This is a genomic window from Hansschlegelia zhihuaiae (assembly GCF_004103825.1).
Classification (GTDB): Bacteria; Pseudomonadota; Alphaproteobacteria; order Rhizobiales; family Methylopilaceae; genus Methylopila; species Methylopila zhihuaiae.
Map to the genome: position 1 here is coordinate 191,197 of NZ_RYFI01000001.1, position 20,704 is coordinate 211,900.

Annotated in this window: 27 protein-coding genes; 6 read left to right on the forward strand and 21 right to left on the reverse strand. The window is 69.1% G+C overall.

Going from position 1 to position 20,704, the window contains the following annotated elements; all coding sequences use genetic code 11:
• Positions 1-70: 70 nt before the first annotated feature.
• The 8 genes from EK403_RS00905 to EK403_RS00940 form a co-directional block, all read right to left on the reverse strand.
• Positions 71-700 (reverse strand): DUF2460 domain-containing protein, encoded by a 630-nt coding sequence (locus tag EK403_RS00905; protein ID WP_128775627.1) that lies wholly within the window; start codon positions 698-700, stop codon positions 71-73.
• A 202-nt stretch (positions 701-902) separates the two neighbouring features.
• On the reverse strand, positions 903-1,424 hold the full coding sequence (locus EK403_RS00910) for a phage tail tape measure family protein (RefSeq protein ID WP_128775628.1): 522 nt from the start codon (positions 1,422-1,424) through the stop codon (positions 903-905).
• Positions 1,417-1,599, reverse strand: a complete 183-nt coding sequence (locus tag EK403_RS00915; RefSeq protein WP_128775629.1) for a phage tail assembly chaperone — start codon at positions 1,597-1,599, stop codon at positions 1,417-1,419. Before EK403_RS00915 ends, EK403_RS00910 begins: the two co-directional genes overlap by 8 nt.
• Entirely contained in the window at positions 1,596-1,955 is a 360-nt protein-coding gene (locus tag EK403_RS00920; protein WP_128775630.1) for a gene transfer agent family protein, read from the reverse strand. Before EK403_RS00920 ends, EK403_RS00915 begins: the two co-directional genes overlap by 4 nt.
• A gap of 171 nt (positions 1,956-2,126) precedes the next feature.
• Positions 2,127-2,537: a phage major tail protein, TP901-1 family gene (locus tag EK403_RS00925; RefSeq protein WP_128775631.1), complete on the reverse strand. Its 411-nt coding sequence runs from the start codon at positions 2,535-2,537 to the stop codon at positions 2,127-2,129.
• 162 nt (positions 2,538-2,699) lie between these two features.
• Positions 2,700-3,110, reverse strand: a complete 411-nt coding sequence (locus EK403_RS00930) for a DUF3168 domain-containing protein (RefSeq protein WP_128775632.1) — start codon at positions 3,108-3,110, stop codon at positions 2,700-2,702.
• On the reverse strand, positions 3,107-3,439 hold the full coding sequence (locus EK403_RS00935) for a phage head closure protein (protein ID WP_245479435.1): 333 nt from the start codon (positions 3,437-3,439) through the stop codon (positions 3,107-3,109). The genes EK403_RS00930 and EK403_RS00935 overlap by 4 nt, the downstream gene beginning before the upstream one ends.
• Positions 3,436-3,966 carry a head-tail connector protein gene (locus tag EK403_RS00940; protein WP_128775633.1) on the reverse strand — a complete coding sequence of 177 codons (531 nt, stop codon included), beginning with the start codon at positions 3,964-3,966 and terminating at the stop codon, positions 3,436-3,438. The genes EK403_RS00935 and EK403_RS00940 overlap by 4 nt, the downstream gene beginning before the upstream one ends.
• A 195-nt stretch (positions 3,967-4,161) precedes the next feature.
• Between EK403_RS00940 and EK403_RS00945 the strand changes: the two genes are divergently transcribed.
• Positions 4,162-5,391: a hypothetical protein gene (locus EK403_RS00945; protein ID WP_128775634.1), complete on the forward strand. Its 1,230-nt coding sequence runs from the start codon at positions 4,162-4,164 to the stop codon at positions 5,389-5,391.
• 188 nt (positions 5,392-5,579) lie between these two features.
• On the opposite strand, the gene EK403_RS00950 is transcribed toward EK403_RS00945, so the two are convergent.
• Together EK403_RS00950 and EK403_RS00955 are read right to left on the reverse strand one after the other, a co-directional pair.
• A complete protein-coding gene (locus EK403_RS00950) occupies positions 5,580-6,845 on the reverse strand; it encodes a phage major capsid protein (RefSeq protein WP_128775635.1) in 1,266 nt (421 codons plus the stop codon).
• Positions 6,842-7,405: an HK97 family phage prohead protease gene (locus EK403_RS00955; protein ID WP_128775636.1), complete on the reverse strand. Its 564-nt coding sequence runs from the start codon at positions 7,403-7,405 to the stop codon at positions 6,842-6,844. Before EK403_RS00955 ends, EK403_RS00950 begins: the two co-directional genes overlap by 4 nt.
• A gap of 89 nt (positions 7,406-7,494) precedes the next feature.
• On the opposite strand from EK403_RS00955, the gene EK403_RS00960 reads away from it, so the two are divergent.
• Both EK403_RS00960 and EK403_RS00965 read left to right on the forward strand, forming a co-directional pair.
• Positions 7,495-7,794 carry a hypothetical protein gene (locus tag EK403_RS00960; RefSeq protein WP_128775637.1) on the forward strand — a complete coding sequence of 100 codons (300 nt, stop codon included), beginning with the start codon at positions 7,495-7,497 and terminating at the stop codon, positions 7,792-7,794.
• A complete protein-coding gene (locus EK403_RS00965; protein ID WP_128775638.1) occupies positions 7,791-8,114 on the forward strand; it encodes a type II toxin-antitoxin system PemK/MazF family toxin in 324 nt (107 codons plus the stop codon). The genes EK403_RS00960 and EK403_RS00965 overlap by 4 nt, the downstream gene beginning before the upstream one ends.
• A 4-nt stretch (positions 8,115-8,118) precedes the next feature.
• Here EK403_RS00965 and EK403_RS00970 read toward each other — a convergent pair whose 3' ends face one another.
• Positions 8,119-9,282 carry a phage portal protein gene (locus EK403_RS00970; protein WP_128775639.1) on the reverse strand — a complete coding sequence of 388 codons (1,164 nt, stop codon included), beginning with the start codon at positions 9,280-9,282 and terminating at the stop codon, positions 8,119-8,121.
• Between the two features lie 225 nt (positions 9,283-9,507).
• Here EK403_RS00970 and EK403_RS00980 point away from each other — a divergent pair, with 225 nt between their 5' ends.
• Positions 9,508-10,566, forward strand: a complete 1,059-nt coding sequence (locus EK403_RS00980) for a DUF1236 domain-containing protein (protein ID WP_245479436.1) — start codon at positions 9,508-9,510, stop codon at positions 10,564-10,566.
• A gap of 109 nt (positions 10,567-10,675) precedes the next feature.
• Here the strand turns inward: EK403_RS00980 and EK403_RS00985 are convergent, their stop codons facing one another.
• The 3 genes from EK403_RS00985 to EK403_RS00995 form a co-directional block, all read right to left on the reverse strand.
• A complete protein-coding gene (locus tag EK403_RS00985) occupies positions 10,676-11,998 on the reverse strand; it encodes a DNA-packaging protein (RefSeq protein WP_128775642.1) in 1,323 nt (440 codons plus the stop codon).
• Positions 11,949-12,443, reverse strand: a complete 495-nt coding sequence (locus EK403_RS00990; RefSeq protein ID WP_128775643.1) for a hypothetical protein — start codon at positions 12,441-12,443, stop codon at positions 11,949-11,951. Before EK403_RS00990 ends, EK403_RS00985 begins: the two co-directional genes overlap by 50 nt.
• Before the next feature lie 96 nt (positions 12,444-12,539).
• Entirely contained in the window at positions 12,540-13,583 is a 1,044-nt protein-coding gene (locus EK403_RS00995; protein ID WP_128775644.1) for an AraC family transcriptional regulator, read from the reverse strand.
• Between the two features lie 117 nt (positions 13,584-13,700).
• On the opposite strand from EK403_RS00995, the gene EK403_RS01000 reads away from it, so the two are divergent.
• Entirely contained in the window at positions 13,701-14,135 is a 435-nt protein-coding gene (locus EK403_RS01000; protein ID WP_128775645.1) for a cupin domain-containing protein, read from the forward strand.
• Positions 14,136-14,269: 134 nt separating this feature from the next.
• On the opposite strand, the gene EK403_RS01005 is transcribed toward EK403_RS01000, so the two are convergent.
• The 4 genes from EK403_RS01005 to EK403_RS01020 form a co-directional block, all read right to left on the reverse strand.
• Positions 14,270-14,896, reverse strand: coding sequence for a DsbA family protein (locus EK403_RS01005; RefSeq protein ID WP_128775646.1), 627 nt, complete (start codon positions 14,894-14,896; stop codon positions 14,270-14,272).
• A gap of 59 nt (positions 14,897-14,955) precedes the next feature.
• Positions 14,956-15,717, reverse strand: coding sequence for a potassium channel family protein (locus EK403_RS01010; RefSeq protein WP_128775647.1), 762 nt, complete (start codon positions 15,715-15,717; stop codon positions 14,956-14,958).
• Between the two features lie 68 nt (positions 15,718-15,785).
• Positions 15,786-17,213 carry a class I SAM-dependent methyltransferase gene (locus tag EK403_RS22075; protein WP_164919449.1) on the reverse strand — a complete coding sequence of 476 codons (1,428 nt, stop codon included), beginning with the start codon at positions 17,211-17,213 and terminating at the stop codon, positions 15,786-15,788.
• Positions 17,214-17,288: 75 nt separating this feature from the next.
• Positions 17,289-17,846, reverse strand: coding sequence for a hypothetical protein (locus EK403_RS01020; protein WP_128775648.1), 558 nt, complete (start codon positions 17,844-17,846; stop codon positions 17,289-17,291).
• A gap of 153 nt (positions 17,847-17,999) precedes the next feature.
• Here EK403_RS01020 and EK403_RS01025 point away from each other — a divergent pair, with 153 nt between their 5' ends.
• Positions 18,000-18,905: a DUF3800 domain-containing protein gene (locus EK403_RS01025; RefSeq protein WP_128775649.1), complete on the forward strand. Its 906-nt coding sequence runs from the start codon at positions 18,000-18,002 to the stop codon at positions 18,903-18,905.
• Between the two features lie 166 nt (positions 18,906-19,071).
• Here the strand turns inward: EK403_RS01025 and EK403_RS01030 are convergent, their stop codons facing one another.
• The 3 genes from EK403_RS01030 to EK403_RS01040 all read right to left on the reverse strand — a co-directional run bounded on the left by EK403_RS01030 (position 19,072) and on the right by EK403_RS01040 (position 20,696).
• Positions 19,072-20,022 carry an IS1595 family transposase gene (locus EK403_RS01030; protein WP_128775650.1) on the reverse strand — a complete coding sequence of 317 codons (951 nt, stop codon included), beginning with the start codon at positions 20,020-20,022 and terminating at the stop codon, positions 19,072-19,074.
• A gap of 73 nt (positions 20,023-20,095) precedes the next feature.
• Positions 20,096-20,401 (reverse strand): hypothetical protein, encoded by a 306-nt coding sequence (locus EK403_RS01035; RefSeq protein WP_128775651.1) that lies wholly within the window; start codon positions 20,399-20,401, stop codon positions 20,096-20,098.
• Positions 20,394-20,696 carry a hypothetical protein gene (locus tag EK403_RS01040; protein WP_128775652.1) on the reverse strand — a complete coding sequence of 101 codons (303 nt, stop codon included), beginning with the start codon at positions 20,694-20,696 and terminating at the stop codon, positions 20,394-20,396. The genes EK403_RS01035 and EK403_RS01040 overlap by 8 nt, the downstream gene beginning before the upstream one ends.
• Positions 20,697-20,704 lie beyond the last annotated feature (8 nt).

A 20,704-nucleotide genomic window follows, 5' to 3' on the forward strand; every position in this document is an offset into this window, starting at 1 on the left:
CCCTCAGCATCTGCCTGAAACGGCTGCGCTCAATGGGTCCCGGCTCAAGGCCGGGACATGGGCGCGGCGCTCAGGGCAGCCTGATCTCCACCAGCGGCACGGCCGGCGCGGAGCCCGCCTCGAAGGCCGAATGATCGATCTCCAGCCGGTCCGTGTCGAAGCGGACTGGGACGTCGAACTCGAAGCCCGCGGCGACCGCGACGCCCGCATCCGGCGCTGCGTCCAGCACGACCGAACCGTCCGCGAGATCGAGCGCGAAAGCCGCGGTCTCGACGCCGCCGACCGCGACCCTCACGGTCCCGGCGACCGGCTTTCGCACCGGACGCCGGTAGGGGTCGAAGGCGCCGCCATAGGTCTTGCGCAGCGCGAAGCGCCGCGTCTCGCCGTCGCCCGCCCCAAGCAGCTGATCCACCGGCGAAATCCCTGCGCCTGGGGCCGCGGAGGAATGGTCGAGCGGGTCCCTGAAGCGGAAGCCGATCAGCCGGCCCCGCCGCTCCTCGAAGAAGGCGACGACGGCGGAAAGCTGCGCGAAGGTCCGCACGCCGAGCCCCGCGTCCCACCGCCGGCGCGAATGCGCCCAGACGGCGTTGCGCTCCTCGAAGCCCGAGCCCAGCGTCGCGATCTCGGTCCGCCGCTCCGGCCCGCCGCGCGCCCCGCGCGCGATGTCGGTCGGAAAGCGGATGTCGTGGAAGGGGGTCATTCAAGAAGATCCTTCTCGAGCGACGCCTGGTTTCAGCGCTCAGGCTGAAGCCGCTACGTGGAAGTCCCCCTCTCCCCCTTGCGGGAGAGGGTCGGGGTGAGGGGGCAGTTCAGGATGAGGCGCATTGTCGCCGTCGAGGATGGCCGAGACGCCCCTCATCCGGCCGCTTCGGGGCCACCTTCTCCCTCAAGGGGAGAAGGTTTCACAGCCCCCGCCTCCCCCGCGCGACGGCGCGGGCGAGCGCGGCGGTGACCTGCGCCTCGGAGCGCCGAAAACTCTCGGCGTCGGGCGTCGAGATATTGACGGTGATCGGTCCGGCGAAAGGCGTCGGCGCGGAAGCGTGCGAACCCTCCGAAGCGACGGCCGGCGCGGGCGGGACGCTCGCGAGGCCGGCGCCACCGGAGACCAGCGACGCCGGCGCGGTGAGCCCGCCGGCGCCAACCGGAGAGATCCCGCCGAGCGCGCCCCGCGTCAGGCTCGAGAAGATCGAGCCGAAGGCGTTCTCGACCGGCTTCAGCGCCGCCGACAGCGCGATCTCGGAGAGCCGGCTCCCGAGCCCGCGCAGCACGTCGCCGAGCGACCGTCCCCTGACCACGCCGGCCTCGAGCGCGTCGCCGAGCGCCGAGCCGAAGCTGCGCGACAGCCGCTCGGCCTCGGTGAGCTCGCGCCGCAGTGCGCTCGCGTCGACCTGGACATTGACGACGACCGGATCACCCTCAGCCATGTTTCGTCTCCGCATGATCGGGGAAGCGCGCCATCAGACGGTCGAGCTCGCCGCGCCGCATCGCCGGAGCCCGCGGCCCCGCCATTCCACGCGCCGCGGCCGCGATCTCGGCCGGGGTCGCGCGCCAGAACGCCTCCGGCGGCAGCCGCAGCACGCCGAGCCCGAAGCCCGTCACCTCGTCCCAGGGAAAGGGCCGCCCGCCTCCGCGGGCCCGCCCTCCCCGCCCCCGAAGGTCGCGCCGAGCAGGGCCGCGGCGGCGCGCACGAAGCCCGGCGCGCCGTCCCCATGGGCGAGACGGCCGACCTCGACGTCAGAGATCTCCTCCCCCGCGCCGCGCAGCCCCGCGCCCAGTATCCTGACGAGGTCGCGAGCCGACAGCCGGCCGCTCTCGAAGCGTTCGGCGAGCGCCGTCAGGTCGGTGACCTCGAACGCGCCTTCGAGCTCGGCCAGCGCGCCGAGGCTGAGGACCAGGCGGCGCGGCCGGCCGTCGAACACGGCCTCCACCTCGCCGCGGCGGCGGTTTAAGGGCATGAGCGATCCTTCAGAAGGCTGGCGCCGAACCGCTTCCCTCATGTCCCGGCCTTGAGCCGGGACCCATCCAGCGGATCGCTTTCGGAAGAGGCGAGACGACGGTCGAGCATCATTCCGCAACGACTGAGCCAAATGGGTCCCGGCTCAAGGCCGGGACATGAGGCGGCGGGTTCAGATCGCCGTGAAGCTCAGCGCGCCCGCGCTTTCGAGCGAGAGGTCGAACGCGACCTCGCCGGCGTGCTCTCCGCGGAACTCGAGCGCGGCGACCTGGAACGGCCCCTCCACGCGCCCGAAATCCGGGATCACGATCTGGAACTCGGCGACCTCGCCGGAGAACACCAGCCCGCGCACCAGCGCGTCCGAGGCGCCGTCGCGGAACACGCCGGCGCCCGCGACGCTCGCCCGCTTCACGCCGGCCCCCGCCAGCAGCTCCCGCCAGCGCCCGGCGCTCTCGGAATGCGTCACGTCGACGGTCTCGGAATTGAAGGCGAGCCGGCGCGAGCGCAGCCCGGCGACGGTCTCGAAGCCGCCCGCGCCGTCCGCAATCTTGAGCAGCAGGTCCTTGCCCTTCTGGATGGCCATCTTTCCGATTCCTTGATGATCTTGCGCGGTCGTCGAAGCCCCCTTCTCCCGCTTGCGGGAGAAGGTAAGGATGAGGGGGCGTCAGGATCCGGCGAAGAGGTCGATGGCCCCTCACCCCGACCCTCTCCCGCAAGCGGGAGAGGGGGATTGATTGGCCGCGCCCTACGGCTCCGGCTCGGTCACCGCGCGGAAAGTGACGACCGCCCGCCGAAGCTTGCCGTCCGTCTCCCGCGCGGCCTCGGCGCCGGTCCAGGCGAGCGAGGCGAGCCGAGAGCCGTCGAGCGCCAGCGCTGCGCCGTCGATCACCCGCGCCACGCGGTCGGAGACCTTCAGCGCCTGGGACAGCCCGCCCTCGCGCGACCAGATCTCGAGCGCGACGCGGTGCTCCTCGGCCGGCGTCTCGTCGCCCGAGACGTCCGCCGAGCGGCACTCGGCCAGCACGACGTAAGGCGGCGCGGCGCCGCGCGGCGGCTCGTCATAGACCCGCGGCCCGCCGAGCAGGGCGAGCAGCGGGCCGTCGGCGACGAGCCGGGCATGGATCGCGGCGCGGAGCGCAAGCGCGGGCGAGCTCATGGCGCGGTCTCCTCGCAGAGCAGCTCCTCGAAGCGCAGATCCGCGTCGAGCGGGCGGACCGAGAGCACGTCCAAGACGCGGCCGCGCCAGACCACCCGATGGCCGCCGGTGACGTCGCCGCGCGCGCGGATCGTGACGCGCCACAGCCGGTTCAGCCCGAGCGCCCGGCCGGCCTGCGCCTCATGCGCCGAAAGCGGCTCGACCGCGGCGAAGACCTGGGCCAGCGCCGCGAAGCCGCGCATCACGCCGCCGGCGCCGTCCGCGACGTCGGCCGGAGCCTCGATCGCGATCCGGCGGCGCAGCGCGCCCGGCGGGGCGGGCGCGCTCACAGCCGGATGTCCCGATAGGGATCGACGAGGCCGGACACGTCGACCGGCGGGCCGTCGGCCCCGGACCGACGCTCGAAGGCGTCGGCGGCGAGCCGCTTCACGGCGAGGCGCAGCGACTCCGGGACCTGGTCGGGATCGCCATAGCCGACCGCGAGGTCGATCTCCGCGCGACGGGCGGCCGCGGGCTTCAGGACCGTCAGCCGCTCGCCCGCCCAGTCGAAGCGCCAGTCGTCCTCGTCGAGCGTCTCGCGCGTCCCATCGGAACGGACCAGCCTGACGATCTCGACCTCGCGCACCGGCCGCGGCTTCAGCGCGATCGCGCCGCCGTCGTCCGGAATGGCGGCGTCGAGCCGCCAGCGCTGGGCGACCAGCACTCGGCGGGTGAGATTCTCGACCCGTGCGCGGGCGGCGGAGACGAGCTCCGTCACAAGCGCGTCCTCGGCGTCGTGCTCGAGGCGCAGAAAGGCTTTCGCCTCGGCGAGCGAAACCGGCTCGGCCGCGGGCGCGGTCAAGAGAATGGCGGGCATCGGGGCCTCTTTCGGGTCTGGCGTGACGCCGACAGGCCGCCAGCCGTCACCAAGTCGTCGTGTCGGCGCCGTCAAATACAGCGTCCAGTCGATTGTGAGCCGGTCGCCGCGGTGCTAGACATCCACCAGCTTCCGGGCGCGTCTCAGAAAGTCTTTATCGAACGATTATATCGGAGGGGCGGGATGTTGCTTATCATGAGGCGCGTCTGCGCCGCGTTCGGCGTCACCGTTCTTGCCCTCGCATGCCTGGCGGGGGCCGCCGAGGCCGCGAACTACAAGATCATCGCGCCGCTGAAGGGCAAGAGCCGCCCCGACCTGCCCTGCTGCGTCGGATACAACCTTTTCGGACCGCCCAGCATCTCCGGCGACTTCGTTGTCTTCACCTCGCGGAGCGGCCCGGCCGACGGGATCTGGAGCTACCAGATCTCCACCAAGAAGATCCGCAAGCTCGCCGGCACGGAGACCAAGATCCCGGGCGGCAAGGGCAAGTTCACCGAGTTCGGATTCTCCACCTCCGCGTTCCCGACCACCGTCGGAGGCGAGACCGTCGCGTTCTACGGCTGGGACAAGGACAGGGTCTTCGGCCTTTACACGGTCGGCGTGCGCGGCGGCGCCGTGTCGCTGATCGCTTCGACCAGGACCCGGATGCCGGGAGGCGGATCGCGCATCTTCAAGGATCTGCGCCACGCGTCGACGAACGGCGAGATCATCGCGTTCTATGGGTTGAGCCCCGACAACGCGACGGGAATCTTCAAGGCCAAGGTCGACGGGACCGGCCTCAAGACAGTGATCGACGCGACCGACACTTTGCTCGACGCCCGCACGCCGAACGGACCCGCCGACGACTATTTCGGCCTCTATTCACAACCCAGTGTCGGCAAGTCGGACGTCACGTTCTATGCGGGCGGCCTGTTCGACCCCGTCAGCGGCCCGAACGCTGTGTTCCGCGAGAAGGGCTTCGCGGACCTTTCAGACAACATGACCAAGCTCGAGGGCGGCGGGAAGGCGAAGCACACGCGGATCTTCAGCGCCTCCGCGGCGGTCGGCTCCAGCGAGATCGCCATCGCCGCGGACAATCCCGGCACGGCGCTCTACGGCCTCTTCAAGGTCAAGGATCTGGACTTCGCCGCCGCCTACGCGACGACCAAGACGAAGATTCCCGGCGGATCGAGCCTCTTCTTCAATTTCCTGGGCTACGGCCTCGACGCCAGCGGCCTCGCCTTCACGGCGAGCTACGATCAGGCAGGCCAGCTGCAGCAGGACGTGTTCTTCGTCGACAAGCCCGGCGGCACGATCCGGCGGGTGGCGCGCGGCGCGGACTACTATCTGCCCTATGTCGGCGACCGCTCGATCAGCCAGGGCCGCATCGTGTTCACCGAAGGCACCAACTTCGCCGACACCTTCTTCCTCGCGACGCCGAACTGATCGCGCGCCGACGGCGGCGCGCAACTTGATCCTCCTCCGCTTGCGGAGGAGCGGGACCATGCGGAGCATGGTGGAGGAGGCCGGCGCGACGACGCCAGACACTTCCACGTCGTCGCCGGCGGCCGCCCCCTCCACCGCTTCGCGGTCCCCCTCCCCCGCTGGCGCGGGGGAGGAAAAGCCACGCCCGCTCAGCTCACGCCGAACTTCAGCGTCTTGATGGCGTCGAAGTCCTGCACTCCGCCGCCGACCCTCTTGGTGGTGTAGAACAGCACATAGGGCTTGGCGGTGAACGGGTCGCGCAGCACCCGGACCCCGATGCGGTCCACCACCAGGTAACCGCGCCTGAAGTCGCCGAACGCGACGGCGTGCGCGCCGTCGGCGATGTCGGGCATGGCCTCGGCCTCGACCACGGGGAAGCCGAGCAGCGTCGCTGGCCCGTTCCCGCCCGCCGGCGGCTCCCAGAGATAGCGCCCTTCGGCGTCCTTGAGCTTGCGCACCGCGGCCTGGCTGCGGCGGTTCATCACGAAGCTCGCATTCTGGCGATAGCCCGAGCGCAGCGCGTAGACCAGGTCGAGCAGACTGTCGCCGGGCTCGTCCTCGTCGAAGGCGCCGGCGGTCCCGGTCGCCACATAGCCGATCTTGCCCCACTCCCAGGACGCGTTCGCGATCTTGGCCGGCGTCAGGAAGCCCTGCGGCCGCGAGGTCCCGTCGCCGGTCACGAAGGCGACGCTCTCCTGCTCGGCGAAGGCGGTCTCGACCTCTTGGGCGATCCACTGGTCGAGGTCGACCGCTGCGTCGTCGAGCAGCGTCTGGGTCGCGGCCGGCATGGCGTAGAGCTCCATGGCCGGGAAGGCGAGCTCGTCGAGCACCGGGGTCGCGGACTGCGAGCGGGTCGCGGTCTCGGCCGCCCAGCCGGAGGCGAAGCCTTCGGTCGCGAACGGCTTGCGGTAGACCGACGCCGTCATCGCCTGCACGGTCGCGATGGCGCGGATCGGCGAGACCTCGGCGAGGCGCCGGCCGATCTCCCGCTCCGTCACCTCCGGCACGACATAGCCGCCCTGGGCGTCGGTCCCGGCGACCAGCGCCTTGGCCTCCAGGCCTTTCAGCGACGCAGCTTCTCCGCGCCGGACATAGGCGTCGAAGGCGGCCTTATGCTCGCCCCGCGCCGCGCTTTCGCGGCCGCCGGCCTCGAGCGCCGGACGGCGGCTCTTGAGCGTCAGCTGGTCGAGCGCGCGCTGCTGCCGGTCGAGCGCGTCGTCGAGCCGGGCGAGCTTCTCGGTCGTCCCGGCGTCGGGCGAAAGCCGCGCCTCGATCTCGGCGAGCCGCTCGTCATTGACCTCCTTGAAGGCCTCGAAGGTCCGCATGAAGTCGTCGAAGGCGGTCACCACCTCGAGGCTCGACGGCGCGGCCTCGGCCGCCTTGGTCTCGGGAGAGCGCAGGTCTGCATAGGTCATCTTGTCGCCTCGTGGGGCTGGAGAAGCCGCGCTCGGGCGGCGGAGGACGGATGGGAGAGCTTCACGGCCGCCACCCGCGCGTCGGGCAGCATCGGGAAGGTCACGACCGAGACCTCCCAGAGGTCGATCTCGATCAGCCGGCGGACGCCGCCGGCCTCGCGCAGGCTCCGCACGGCCCGGAAGCCGATCGAGAGCCCGTCCAGCGCGCCCTGGCGGAGCAGCGCATGCACCTCGCGAGCCCGCCCAACCGCCATGTTGAGCCGGCCCGAGACATGCAGGCCGCGGACGTCCTCCGAGATCGACGTCCAGGCGCCGATCGGCTCGGCCGGATCGTGCTGGAACAGGAAGCGCACGCCGCGCGGCCCGCGCCGCACGAGGCTCGCCGCGAAGGCGCCGCGCTCGACCCGGTCGCGCCCGAGATCCACGACCCCGAACAGGCTGGCGTAACCCTCGATCGCGCCGTCGGCCGAGACCGCCGGCGCAAGCGGCAGGCGCTTCAGTTCAGGCGCAGGAGAGCGGACAGGCGCGAGCGCTCGCGCCCGAGGGAGCGGGTGGGGCATGGGTAATCCTGACGAACGGAGATCGCGAAGACGCACATGCATTGTGCACACGATGCATATGCATTATTTTTGCGGGCGGAGGACCCGCCATGGCCGGCGCGAACCGCGCTCAGAAGCTGGACAGCTTCAACTTCCGGGTCGAACCGGAGCTCAAGGCCGCCTTCACCGCGGCGACGGAGGCCGCCGACCGCCCGGCGGCCCAGGTGCTGCGCGAGTTCATGCGCGGCTATGTCGAGCGCCAGGAGCGCGCCGCGTTTCTGGCCGAGGCGCGGAGGGCGTCTCTGATCGTAGCGGCCGCAGAAGCTGATCCGGATAGCGACGGGGCTCAGCTTCAGCGAGAGCTCGACGCCAACTTCGATGACCTCATGCGCGACGAGCCCGACTATTGAAGCGCGGCGATCTAGTCACGGTCGCGTTCAGCGGCGATCTCGGCAAGCCTCGGCCGGCGCTGGTGGTGCAGTCGGACGAGTTCGAGCACACCCAGTCGGTGACCCTATTGCCTCTCACCACCCATCTGCTCGACGTCCCATCGCTTCGGATAGACGTCGTTCCGCATCGCTCCAACGGCCTCCGGGAGCGCTCGCAGATCATGCTCGACAAGATCAGCAGCCTGCATCGAAGCAAGGTCGGCGCCCGGATCGGCGCGCTGGATGAGGAGACGCTGGGTCGCGTGGATCGCGCTCTGGCGTCGTTTCTCGGTCTCGCCTGAGCGCTCACCCGCCCCGCGCCCCATATCCCACCGCCGCCCGCTTCTCGTCGTCGGTCAGGAACTCGGCGGCCGACACCCGCCGCCAGAGCGACTCGCGCTCCTCGGCCAGCGCCTCGACGGCGTCGAGGTCGGGCTTCAAGGTCAGCTCCGCCCCATAGGCCGGCGACAGCCAGGTCGCGACCGACTGGGCGATGCGGGACAGGAGCGGGATGACGGTCTGGCGCCAGAGCGCGACATTGGCCTGGGCGTAGTTCGCGTAGGTCGCGTCGCCCGGAATGCCGAGCAGCATCGGCGGCACGCCGAAGGCGAGCGCGATCTCGCGGGCGGCGGAGTTCTTGGCGGAGAGAAAATCCATCTCCTGCGGGGTCAGCGACATCGGCCGCCAGTCGAGCCCGCCGTCGAGCAGCAGCGGCCGCCCGGCGTTCGCCGCGCCGGAGAACTGCGCTTCGAGCTCCTCCTTCAGCCGCTCGACCTGGTCGTCCGAGAGCCCGCCGCCCTCCGGCCCCTTGTAGACCAGCGCACCCGAGGGCCGGGCGGCGTTGTCCAGCAGCGCCTTGTTCCAGGCGGAGGCCGCGTTGTGGAGGTCGACGGCGGCGGCCGCGGGCTCCAGCGGGCTGAGCCCGAAATGGTCGTCGAGCGGGTTGAAAAGCGAGAGATGCAAGATCGGCGGGATCGGCTCGGCGCGCTGATCGTAGCGCACGGCCTCGGCGCCGACGCGATAGAGATAGGCCTCCGGCCAGCCGTCGGGGCCGGCCTCGAGCCGCATCCGGTCGGGGCGCAGCGCGTGAAGCTCGCGCGGGGCGCCGTCGAGCGACACGGCCTCCACATAGGCGTCGCCGGCGACCAGCAGGTGCGAGACCAGCGTCTCGACCAGCCCGGCCTGGCCTTGGCGGGCGTTCGGGCGGGCCAGCAGATCTGCGAGCGGGTGCCGGTCGAGCTCGCGCTCGCCCTCGGCCAGCGTCAGCGGCACGCCACCGGCCGCCTCCGCCACCATGCGCACGGCGCGATGCACCACCGGATTGCGCTGATAGCCCTCGCGAGCGAGCGTCGCGGGATCGCGCGACGTCCAGACCGGACGGCCACAGGCGTGCAGCGCCACCACCGCGCCGAGCGGCGCGGATTTGCGCGACGGCCGCCATCCCAGCAATCGACCCAGATCGAGGCGCATGGAGGCTCCCTGACAATTATACTCGATGCCTGAAGCACTTCGTGGATCATCCACACCCATCCAAAGATGAATGGCGCACAATCCTGCTGCGCCGCAGCATCATTTGCGATCAGTCGAACGTGTTTTTTTCACCGATCGGCGCGGAACGATCGAGTGATCATCGCGTTCCGGCATCGAGGGCGCGCTAGGCGGCAGGCGGAGACGCAGCCGCAGAGGGCAAGTTTCATGAAAAAGCTGTTGTTGAGCACTGTCGCGGCGATCGCCATCGTCGCGGCCCCGGCGATGTCGTTTGCGCAGAGCGGCGGCGGCGGCGGCGGCTCACAGGAAAAATCCGGCGCCTCCAGCGGCGGCGGCTCGGGCTCCGGCGGGTCGTCGGGCGGTTCAAGCGCAGGCGGTTCGTCGAGCGGCGGTTCGAGTTCGGGCGGCTCCGGCTCCAGCATGGGCGGCTCGTCCGCGGGCGGCGCCGGCGGCTCCAGCTCGGGCGCCGCCAGCTCCGGCGGGTCCAGCTCCGGCGGATCCTCGATGGAGTCAGGCGCGGGCGGTTCGTCCTCGGGCGGCTCGTCTGCAGGCGGCTCGTCGTCGGGCGGCGCAGGCGGATCGTCGGGATCGTCCGGCAAGATGGATTCGGGCTCGGGCGCAGGCCAGGACGCCGGCGGCGGCTCGGGTTCGGGCTCGCGCTCCTCGGAGTCCGGTTCAGGTTCGGGCGCCGGCGGCGGCGAGAAGTCGAAGTCGGGCGCCGGAATGGGCGACGGCTCGGGCGGACAGAAGTCCGGGATGGACGACAAGTCCGGCTCGGGCGGCAAGTCCAGGTCCGACGACATGAAGTCGGGCGACATGAAGTCGGGCGACATGAAGTCGGGCGACTCCAAGTCCGACGGCATGAAGTCCGGCGACATGAAGTCCGGCGAGGGCCGCGGCGGCGAAAAGGCCGGCGGCGGCATGGACGACAAGTCGAAGTCCGGCTCATCGAGCTCCAGCAGCTCGACGTCGAAGAGCTCGTCCAAGACGAACGTCAACATCTCGACCCAGCAGAAAACCACGATCAAGCAGACGATCGTGAAGTCCGGCGGCGGCGCGCGCGTCTCGCGCTCGAGCCTCGGCGGCGTGTCGATCTCGGTCGGGAGTCGGATTCCGCGCAGCGGCGTGACGATCCAGCGGCTGCCGCCGACGATCGTCGAGATCGTGCCGGAATACGAATCCTACAGTTACTTCATCACCGACGACGACGTGATCGTCATCGTCGATCCGGACACCTACGAGATCGTCTACGTGATCGAGAGCTGACGGCTCCAACCTCGTTCGGCCGCGTTCTTCCCAGTCCGCGGCCGGACGCCTCCGGCGCGCCGGCCCACTCCCTCGGGGCGGCGCGCCCTTTTTTGTCCCGAGGCAGGCGTCACAGCGCGAGCACCCGCGGTCCCCTGCCCTTCGCCCCCAGCATCAGATGGGTCACTGCCCAGACCAGCGCGTCGACGCGATCGGGCGAGCGGCCGTTCGAGAGGCCGTCGAGGCCGAACCCCGCCATCTCGTCCTCGAGCGCGGGGTGCGGGCCGACATGGAGGACACGCCCCTGCGCATAAAGCGCGGCGACCGGCTCCGCCCTCAGCCACTTTCCGCGCGTGGCGCGGACCGCGACGACCGGGACGCCGGGGTCGACCCCGGCGATCACCGAGCGCACCATTTCGCCGCCCTGATTGACCTCCGCGACCAGCGCGTCGGCGCCGAGCCTGCGCCACAGCGCGACGGCGCGCGCGGCCCAGAGCTCCGGCCGCGAGGCGTGGAGCGTCTCGTCGGCGATCACATAGGCGCGGCCGTCCGTCCCGAGCCCGACCGCCACGAGCCCGCAAGCGTCCGAGCGGCGCGAACCGCCGGCCGGCGGATCGACCGCCACCACGATCCGCGTGAGCTCGGGCGCCGCGCGGACCCGCGCGCCCTCGATGGCGTCGCGCGACCAGAGCGCGTCTTCGCGATCCTCGATCAGCTCGCCCTCGAGCTCCTGCCGGCCGAGCCGCGTGCCCGCATAGGTCCCGACCACGGCCTGAAGGAAGCCCGGCGCGAGATGGGCGGCGTTGGCGCGGGTCGCGGCGCGGGTGACGACCACGCCGGCGTCGGCCATCAGCCGCTTGATCAGCGGCACGGCGCGCGGCGTGGTGGTGGCGACCTGGCGAGGCCGTGAGCCCAGCCGGAGACCGAACTGCAGCATGTCCCACGCCTCCTCGCCCTGGCGCCATTTGGCGATCTCGTCCGACCAGGCGGCCTCGAATTGCGGTCCGCGCAGCGCCTCGGGGTCCTCGGCCGAAAAGCCCAGAGCCACGACGCCGTTCGGCCAGAGAAGGCGCTTGCGGGTCGCCTCCCATTTCGGCCGCTCGCCGCCGGCGTGCACGGCCCTCAGGCCCGAGGGCCCGTCGATCATCACCTCGCGCAGATCCGCATAGGTCTCGCCCACCAGCGCGATGCGGCCGGTCGTGAGCGGCCCGAAGCCCGGATGGCCGAGCGCCAGCCCCCTCACCCATTCGGCGCCGGCGCGCGTCTTGCCCGCGCCGCGTCCGCCGAGCGCGAGCCACGTGGTCCAGTCCCCGGCGGGCGGCTTCTGGTCCTCACGCGCCCATTGCTCCCATTCGCCCGCGACCCAGGCGACGTCGCGCGGCCTCAGCCCCGCGAGGATCGCGTCACGCTTCGTGCTCTTCGCGCAGGCGATCAAGGCGTCGCGCAAGCGCATCGCGGAGGGCGTCGAGATCGGCGACGGCGTCATCCTCGTCCTCACCGCTCTCGGCGCCGCGGCGCCCGGCCGCCTTGCGGGCGTCGTCCTCGTCTATCCTCGCGAGCTCGCGCAGCGTCTTGACGAGGCTCGCGAGCGTCCGGGCCGAGCGTTCGACCGCGGCGCCCGGCGCGCCGTCGGCGCTCAGGACCCGCTCGACCTCCGCGATCTCGCGGTCGACCTTCGTGCGGATCGCCGAGACCAGCGCGCGCCGCTTCTCCGCGGCCGCGGGCCGGCGCCAGCCATGCTTCTTCGCAAGGCGGCACACCGTGACCCCATGGAGCCCGACCCGCTCGCCGATCCCGGCCAATGTCAGTCCGTCCGTCTCGTAGAGTCGCCGCGCCTCGGCCAGCGTCTCGGGCGACGTCGGGGCGTTCGCCGGACGGCGATTCCGTTCGCTCGCCATGAACGCCTCCCGAAGCCGGCGCCGGAGGACTTTCCCCTCCGGCGCAACTGTGGAGCATGACCAAAACCTACCCGATCAGCGTCACGCTGTCACTGCTTATTTTCCTACTATAGGAATTTTATTATTCGTGATGGTCGATTCAGGCGGAGGAAACGCCGGAAACCCCTGGCGAACCCGGGACCAGCGGCTCGGCGCAAGGCCGGTCCAGCGGCGGAACGCCCGCGAGAAATGCGCGGCGTCGGAATAGCCGAGGCGGTCGGCGGTCTCGGTGACCGACAGGCCTTGATCCAGCAGGGCCACAGCCTCCGCCGCGTCGGCCCGGCGCGCGACCTCCGAGAAGGTCGCCCCCCGCTCCGCGAGGCGTCTCTGCAGAGTGCGGACCGTCATGCCCATCCGGGCGGCGACCGCCGAAGCGCCGGAACGTCCGCAGAGCCGCTCCAGCGCGACCATGCGCCCCGCGACCGCCGGAACGTCGGTCGCGGCCGGAACCGGAGTCCCCCCATCCTCAAGTTTCGGGCTCCGGATCGGCGCCGGACAGTCGAGGAATTCGGCGGGAAAAGCGACCGCCGCCTCCGCGCCCGTGCGGACCGAACAGGCGAAGACATCCTCGATCGCGGCTCGCCCCGCGAGCCTCCCCGGAATCTCGACGCGGTCGGGAGCCCATGCGCTCCCCGCGAAGCGCCGGGCGACGTCGAGCATGTAGCCCAGCGCGAGAAGCTCGTTCTTCTGCCGGCCCACGGTGAGCGGCGCGGTGATGCGATAGGTCCAGACCGCCATGCCGTCCTGGACCCTGAGCTCCATCCGGGTTGAGGCCTGCAGCAGGCGGCCATAATCGCGATAGGCGAGCGAGATCGCCGATCCGAGATCGGGGAACGACATCACGTGGCGTCCATAGGGGCCGAGGCCGTCGAGCCCGGCCGACGCCGACAGCCGCGCCGGCAGGGCGTCGTCGCCGATCATCCGCGCGGCGCCCTCCACCAGTCGGAACTGATCGCGCAGCAGGATGAGGGAGTCCGGCCGGTCGAGCAGTCCGGCCGGCAGATCGGCGTCGCGGAACAGGCGGCGGACGGGCACGCCTGCCGCGCGCGCCATTTCGACCACCGGCCCGACCGTGCTGGCGCGGGTGAGCGCGTGGGTCATCCCGAACGCCCGCCCCGGACCGCCGGCGCCTTTTGGCGCGGAATGGCAAGCGCACGCCAGACGAGACGCCTAGCTTCGCCGTGAGGGCGCGCCCGACGCCCGACCACGGAGGACAGGATGCCCGAGTTCGGCTTCGACGACAGCGACATCACCTGGCGGACCATCGAAGGCTTCGACCACATCGCCTATTGCATCCTGAGCGTCGACGAGGAGGCGCGCATCGTCGACCTGCTCTTCAGGTTCGCCGCGAATGAGCGGATCGCGCTTCACAGGCACATGGCGGACTACCGGACCTTCGTGGTGCAGGGCGAGCTCAGGATCTACCGGCCGGACGGAACATTGAAGGAAATCCGCCCGGTGGGCAGCTACGTCGCGGCCGCCGCCGGCGGCGAACCGCACAGGGAGGGCGGCGGCGACCGCGACGCGATCGTCTATTTCACCAACCGCAACGTCGACGGACCGATCTACGAGATCCTCGACGACCGGCATGACATCATCGCGACCTTCGGCGTTCCGGAATTCAAGGCGCTGCTCGAGGCGCAGTCGGGATAGCCCCGGCGCCGATAGTTGGATGATCCAAGCCGCCCGAAAGATGCCAGACCCGAGATGATCGGTCGATCATTCGTTGCCGCATCGCGCGGGCCGGAAGGAGCGCGGCGACCGGAACGCCGGCGGTCGACGTCGCCTCAGCGCGTCGCCTGCCGCTCCCGCGCCTGGGCGACCGCGTCCCTGAAGCCCGCATAGTCAAGCGCCGCCGCGACCTTCAGCGGCCCGACGAGATAGACCGGCGTGCCCTGGAACAGCATGCCGCGCGCCTGGGCGTCGTTGCGCTTGAGCAGCGCCGTGATCTCGTCGTTATGGGCCGCGCCGTCGGCCTTGAGCCGCGTCATGTCGACCCCGGCCGAGATCAGCGCGGCGGTCATCTTCTCCGCCGGGACCTTGGCGCCGACGAGCCCCATCAACGCCTTGTGGGCGTCCTCGTACTTGCCCTGATATTTGGCCGCGAGCGCGAGTTTGGCGCCGACGATCGAAGTCTCTGACAGGATCGGCCAGTCCTTGTAGACGAGACGGATCTTGCCGTCGGTCTTGACCAGCTTCTCGAGCGCCGGCGCCGAACGTTTGCAGAAGCCGCAATTGTAATCGAGATAGGCCACGATCGTGACGTCGCCGTCCTTCGCGCCCCCGACCGGCGCGGCCGGATCGGCCAGGATCATCTCCCGGCTCGTCGCGCCGGGCTCCGCGCGGGAGGGCGCTGAGGCGAGAACGGCCACGAGGCCGAGCGCGAACAGGCGAGCGACGCGTCTCAGGGTCATTCGGACATCCTTCCGTCCCTCGCCTAGGCCTCGACGCCCGCCTGCGCAAGCCGTCGCGCTCACTCCTCGTCCCCGTCCGGGATCTTCAGCATCTCGCCGCAGGCTTTGCAGTGCACGGCGTCGGGGTCGTGGCGCATCAGCGCGCATTGTGGGCAGCGATAGGTCACCTTGTGCGGCCGGAAGATCGCCTGGGCGAGCCGCACGAACAGCGAGATGCCGACAATCATGGCGACGATCGAGGTGAGCTTGCCCGCCGTCCCCGGCAGCGTCACGTCGCCGAAGCCGGTCGTGGTGACGGCCGCGACCGTGAAGTAGAGCGCGTCCACATAGGACGAGACGCCCTCCGCGCCGCGGAAGAAGGTGTAGACGAAGCCGGTCGTCACGAACAGGAAGGTCACGAGGTTGACCACCGCCCGCGCCGGGTCCTCCCAGTCGCGATAGCCGCGGCGGCGCAAGGGCGCCCAGATCAGGTCGCTCTTCGACAGCGTCCAGATCCTCAGCACGCGCAGGAAGCCGAGATTGGCGAGCCACAGCGGCGCCAGCATGGTGGCGAGCACGAACATGTCGACAAGCGTGGTGGGCTGGCGCGCCCAAGCGCGCGCGTCATGGCTCGCGAGCGCCCGCGCGACAAGCTCCAGCGCGATGACGGAAGCGATGGCGTAGTCCAGCCATAAATAGAGCGGGTCGTCGACGATCAGCGGGCTCGCGATGAAGAACGCGATGATGCCGAGGTCGATCACGATCACGGCGAGCTGGAAGCGCCGCGCCGCGCTGCTGCGTCCATGATAGAGCCGGCGGAGCGTCTGGCGGAGCTCGGTCAGGCGGCGGCCTTCTCGGTCAAAGCGGGCCGCCGCTCATCTAGGGTGCGGTCCGGCGCCGGCGACCGCCCTCAGGCGCCCGAAATCTCGAGCGGACGGCGGACCCATTTCGCGAGCGCCGCGCGGTCGCGCGACATCACGAGCGTCGCTCGGGCGAAATCCTCGTCGGCGTCCTGCCCGTCGTCCTCGATCGCGACCGCGAGCCAGGGATCGGCTTCCGCGGCGGCCGCCACGATCCGCTCGGCCTCGTGGCTCCAGGCGTTCGGGCCTATGCGGACGAGCTTCCGCGTATGCTTGAAGTTCGCGACCGCGACGCCGCCGCCTTCGATCAGCGCGGCGAGATTGCCGAGATAGACGCCGAGCTCGCCCGGCGGCACGTGCTGCAGCACGGCGGTCGAGTAGACCAGATCCGGCCGGCGCGCCTTCGCGGCCTCGAGCCCCTCCGGCGAGATCACCGCGAATTCCGGGCGCTTCTCCGCGACCGTCTCCGGCTCGATCAGCGCCAACCCGTCGCGGTAGAAGGCCTCGACCACGTCGAGCCCCATCCAGCGCCCGGGCTCGAGGCGCCGGATGAAATGCTGGCCGATCCGCAGGCTGCCGCAGCCATAGTCGACGCAGGACATGTCCGGCGTCACGCCGCGCGAGAAGAACCAGTCGCGGTGGCGCGCCCCGCGCTGCGCGAACTGTTCCGTCGCGTATCTCCGCGCGGCCGCCCCGGCGTCCCCCGGCCGATGCACCTTCGCGCCGAGCGTCTTGTGCGAGCCTCCGCGGGCGAGCCGCGCGGAAAGCCTGTGGCCGTAATAGTCGCCATAGGTCTTGCCCGGATGGGCGCGCCGCCAGGCCGCGAAGCGCGCGTCGGCGAGCGCCCCCGCGAGCCTCGCCCCGACGCCCCGCTCGCTCGACCAGGACAGCCCGCCGGCCTGGCGGGCGACGAACAGCACGCCGAGCTGGGCGGCCGCGCCAGACAGCGCCGTGCCCACCACATAGGTCCAGGATTCCGCGAGATCGGCGGCGTCGAGCGCCAGCCCCCCGTCATCCGCGATGTCGGCGCCGAGCGCCACGAACTTCGCGAGCGCCGCGACGCCGAGCAGCGCGGAGGCGAAGGCCGGCAGCCGCCGGCTGCGCGACAGCGCGAACAGTGCGAGCGAGGCCAGCGTCCAGAGCGCGAGCGCGCCCCAGTCCTCGCCCCAGGTCTCGACGTCCCAATAGAGGATCTCGTAAGCCGCCACCGCCGCGAACATCGCGCCGACCGCGATCAGCGGCGCGCGCTGGGCGCGGGTCCCGCCCCCCAAAAGCCCCGCGCCGAGCCCGAAGACGGCGACCAGCACGAGGTTCGCGAGCTCGTAGACGCCGGCCGGCGAGCTCTGCTCCTCGGCCGGAAAGACGAAGTGGAACTGCGCGGCGACGATGGTCGCGAGGACGAGGAGCTGGGCCCCGGCTCCGAAGAGCAGGAGACGGCTTGCGACCCGAGGCTGTTCCGTGACCGCGACTGACGCCATGCGCGCGCCCTTTTTCCGTTTCGCCCCCGGAAACCGGACTAAAGCGCCACTGCGAACGAAATGAGGCCGCGCGGCTCAGCCGCGCCGGACCGGACCCGCGCCGCCTCCGGGCGCCGCCGCCCCCTCATGCTCGGCCAGCAGTTCCTCGAGCCGCGAAGCGAGCCTGTCGCGCAACACGTCGAGGTTCTGCTCGTGCTCGGCCTCGTCCGGCGCGCCGGCCTCCTCCTCGAAATCGAGGCGCCTGAGCTCGCGCAGCGTCCGCAGAAGGCTCGCCAGCGTGTCGGCCGATTCGCGCGCCGCCGCCCGCGCCGCCTTGGAGCGGCTGTGCGCCAGCGAGATCTCGACCGAACAGAGCTCCTTCTCGATCCGCGCCCGAAGCCTGGCCGCCACCCGCCCCTTCCGCGCCCTCGCGGTCGGCCGGATCCAGCCCTCCCGGAGAACGGTGCGGTCCATCAGCGAGCGGTGCAGCCCCGCCCGCCGCGCGATCTCGGTGACCGGAATGTCGGTCGTCTCGAACAGGTCTTTGGCCTCCGCCAGCACCTCTTCGGGAATGTGTTTGCGCGCATGCGCCGGGTTCGGCCGGCGCATAGAAGCGCGGCCCGGCGCGGGCCGGGCGATGTCGTCGCTCGTCATGGGACAGGCTCCATAGCGCCGGGCTCGGCCCAGAGGGCCGCCGCAGCGCGGGATCGTGGAGAATGACTGGAATCTACCCGAGCAGCGTCACGCTGTCAAGGATTTTTGTCCTACCATTATATTTTGCGTACCCATTGGAATTGGATTAGCCTCATGAGAACCAACGGCCGCTCGAAGGCATTTTTTGGCGGTCCTCTCTGGGGGGATTGGCCATTGCGTTACATCTTTATGGATGAGGCCGGCACTTCCGACCCGGAACCGGTTACTGTTGTTGTTGGGATAATTGCCTCTGCCGATGAACACGTTATGTCTGCAGAGGCATTAGTTCGAGAAATATATGATACTGTGCCACCGCAGTTTAAAAAAGATTTTGTATTTCATGCAACTGACATTTTGAATAAAACTAAATATCAAGATGGTTGGTCTATGACCGACAGGTTGGCATTATTAAAGTGTATGATGAGCGTTCCAATAAGAATAGGCATGTCAGTTTGCTTATCTGCTCGTTGGCGCGGCGCTTGTGATTATTCGAAAACTGACATGATGGAAATGTCGCCAGCACAATTGGACCATGCAATGGCATTTGGCCTATGCCTAACGACCGCAGATCGACATATTAGAAATCACGCTCATCCTCGCGAAGTGGCAACTGTGGTGGCTGAAGACGACCCTAAGATGAGGAAGTTTTTGAAAAAGCTCCCTATGGGTTTGAAGAACAATCCTATTCACCTATCTCCATCTCATCTTAGGTGCGTGCCAGCAGATGTTGAAGCTGGATATTGCGTACAGTCGGGAGTTGTAAGTATATCCAGAATACGAAATTCTGTTCATTTCGTGGAAAAGGATGAAGATCCGTTAGTTCAGGTTGCGGATGCTTGTGCGTTTGGATTCCGCCGTTTCTTTGCAAATGAGAAATTCGGCGAGGATTTTGCACGATCGATTATAGGTTCAGCAAAAGGTCTGGAAAATTTTGGAGCGCCCGCAGGCGCTCACTGTTGGTCGCCGATAGTCCAAAGTTATTTCCCCGAAGGTGGGCGGGCTAATTTTTACTCCGGCTAACGGGCTTCGCTTGTAAAATCCTACGAACAGCGAATTCAAATCCAAGACCACTCTCGTCAACCTCAAGCTTCCGAGCGGTTTCTATGAACCGCTCGGATTGCGCTTTCTGCTTCTCTTTCTCTTCGCTCTTAGGGCGGCGAGTTCTGGGCTTAGTAGCCATCCGGTCTCACCCTTCACGAGTCGTTCGGTAGGTCAGGCGCTTGCCGACGACGCCAAGGACAACCGCCTCAGTGCGCGCCACGTCATCGTGGCCGACTGCAATGCGGTGATTGTAGCGGAAGTCGTACTCAGCCAAATAGCGGTGAAGGTGCTTCTCAGAGCAATGCTGATAGATGCCCTTCATGCCCCGCTTGAAGATCGAGAAATAGCCTTCCGCCGAGTTGGTGTAGACGTCGCCGCGAGCATACTCCTTCGCGGAGTGCTTTACGGTCTCATGCGAGGCGAAGGAAGCGGCGACGTCGCCATAGAGGCGGCTCTCGTCAGTGTGGATGCGGGTCTCGCGGGCGATGTTCGCGCCGACGATCTGGTTGATGGTCGGCTTGTCGGCGTTCTCGACATGAAAGGAACGGACAGCACCGCCGCGCTCGACAAGCGAGACAATCGCGCGCTTGCCGCCCGGACCGCTGCGACCCGCCTTGGTGACAGGACTGTAGCGCTTGGTCTTCCGCTCGCGCGGGACGTCGTGCTTCCAGAGATAGGTTTCGTCGGCCTCGACGATGCCGCCAGCGCCGCCCATGGGCGCGAGAACGCCGTCGCGCATCGCTTCGCGAATGCGATGGGTCATGAACCAAGCGGTCTTGAGGGTGACGCCCAAGGTCCGGTGGATCTGATTGGAGCTGACGCCCTTCTTGGACGAGCTGAGCAGGAACATCGCCTGAAGCCAGAGGTGCAAGGCGACGTGGCTGGACTCGAAAATGGTCCCGACCTTCACGGTGAAGGGCTTGCGGCACGCGTAGCACTTATAGGTGCCAATCCGGGTGCTCTTGCCGCCCATCTTGCCGATGCGTTCGACCGAACCGCAGTGCGGGCAAGTTGGACCCTCCGGCCAAATGCGGGCCTCGACCCAGGCATAGGCTGCGACTTCGTCGTGGAAGTGTGGTTCGGAAAGGACTGACATCGGCTTAACTCCTAGTGTCTCTAGGATAAGGCCGCCGTGTGGGTACGTCAAGTATAATGTTGGGATTTTTGTCCTACGCTGCATTGAGCAGACGATCGAACTCCTTGGCGAATTCGAAGCGGAGCTGATTTGCTTCGTCGTCTGGCAGCCAGTTCGCCATCTGTGGGAACACCGTCCGCCACATGCGGGCGTCGCGGTCGGACCATGGCATCCTGTCGGCCGCGCGCGCCGTCTCCAACAGCGAGACAAGCCGCACCCTCACCTGCGCGGGATCAACGGTCACGGCCCGCGGAGGCGGCGCCTGCATGCGGTCCTCGCCCGAGCCGAACAGGCTCCCTTGCGCGGGCGAATGGTCGAAAGGGTCAGGCCGATCAATCAACGGGCGCCGCCGCGTCCAACCGTTCTGTCTCGGCTTCAAGGTCAGCCCGCCACCGCTCGGCCTCCTCTTCCGGAAGAAGGCGTAGCAAATAGGGCCACACGGTCTCGCGATTGAGCGCCACGCGCGTCTCCGACCAAGGCCAGCGCTCGGCGGCCCGCATGTCGGCGAGCATCTCGACCAGCCGGTTCAGCACGTGCTCGCGCTTCACCTGATAGACGGGACGCAGGGATTCGTCGCTCTCCCCGAACAGGTCGCCCTGCGGGGCAGGGAAGAGCTCACGCTGCGCATAACCCATGGGTCGCC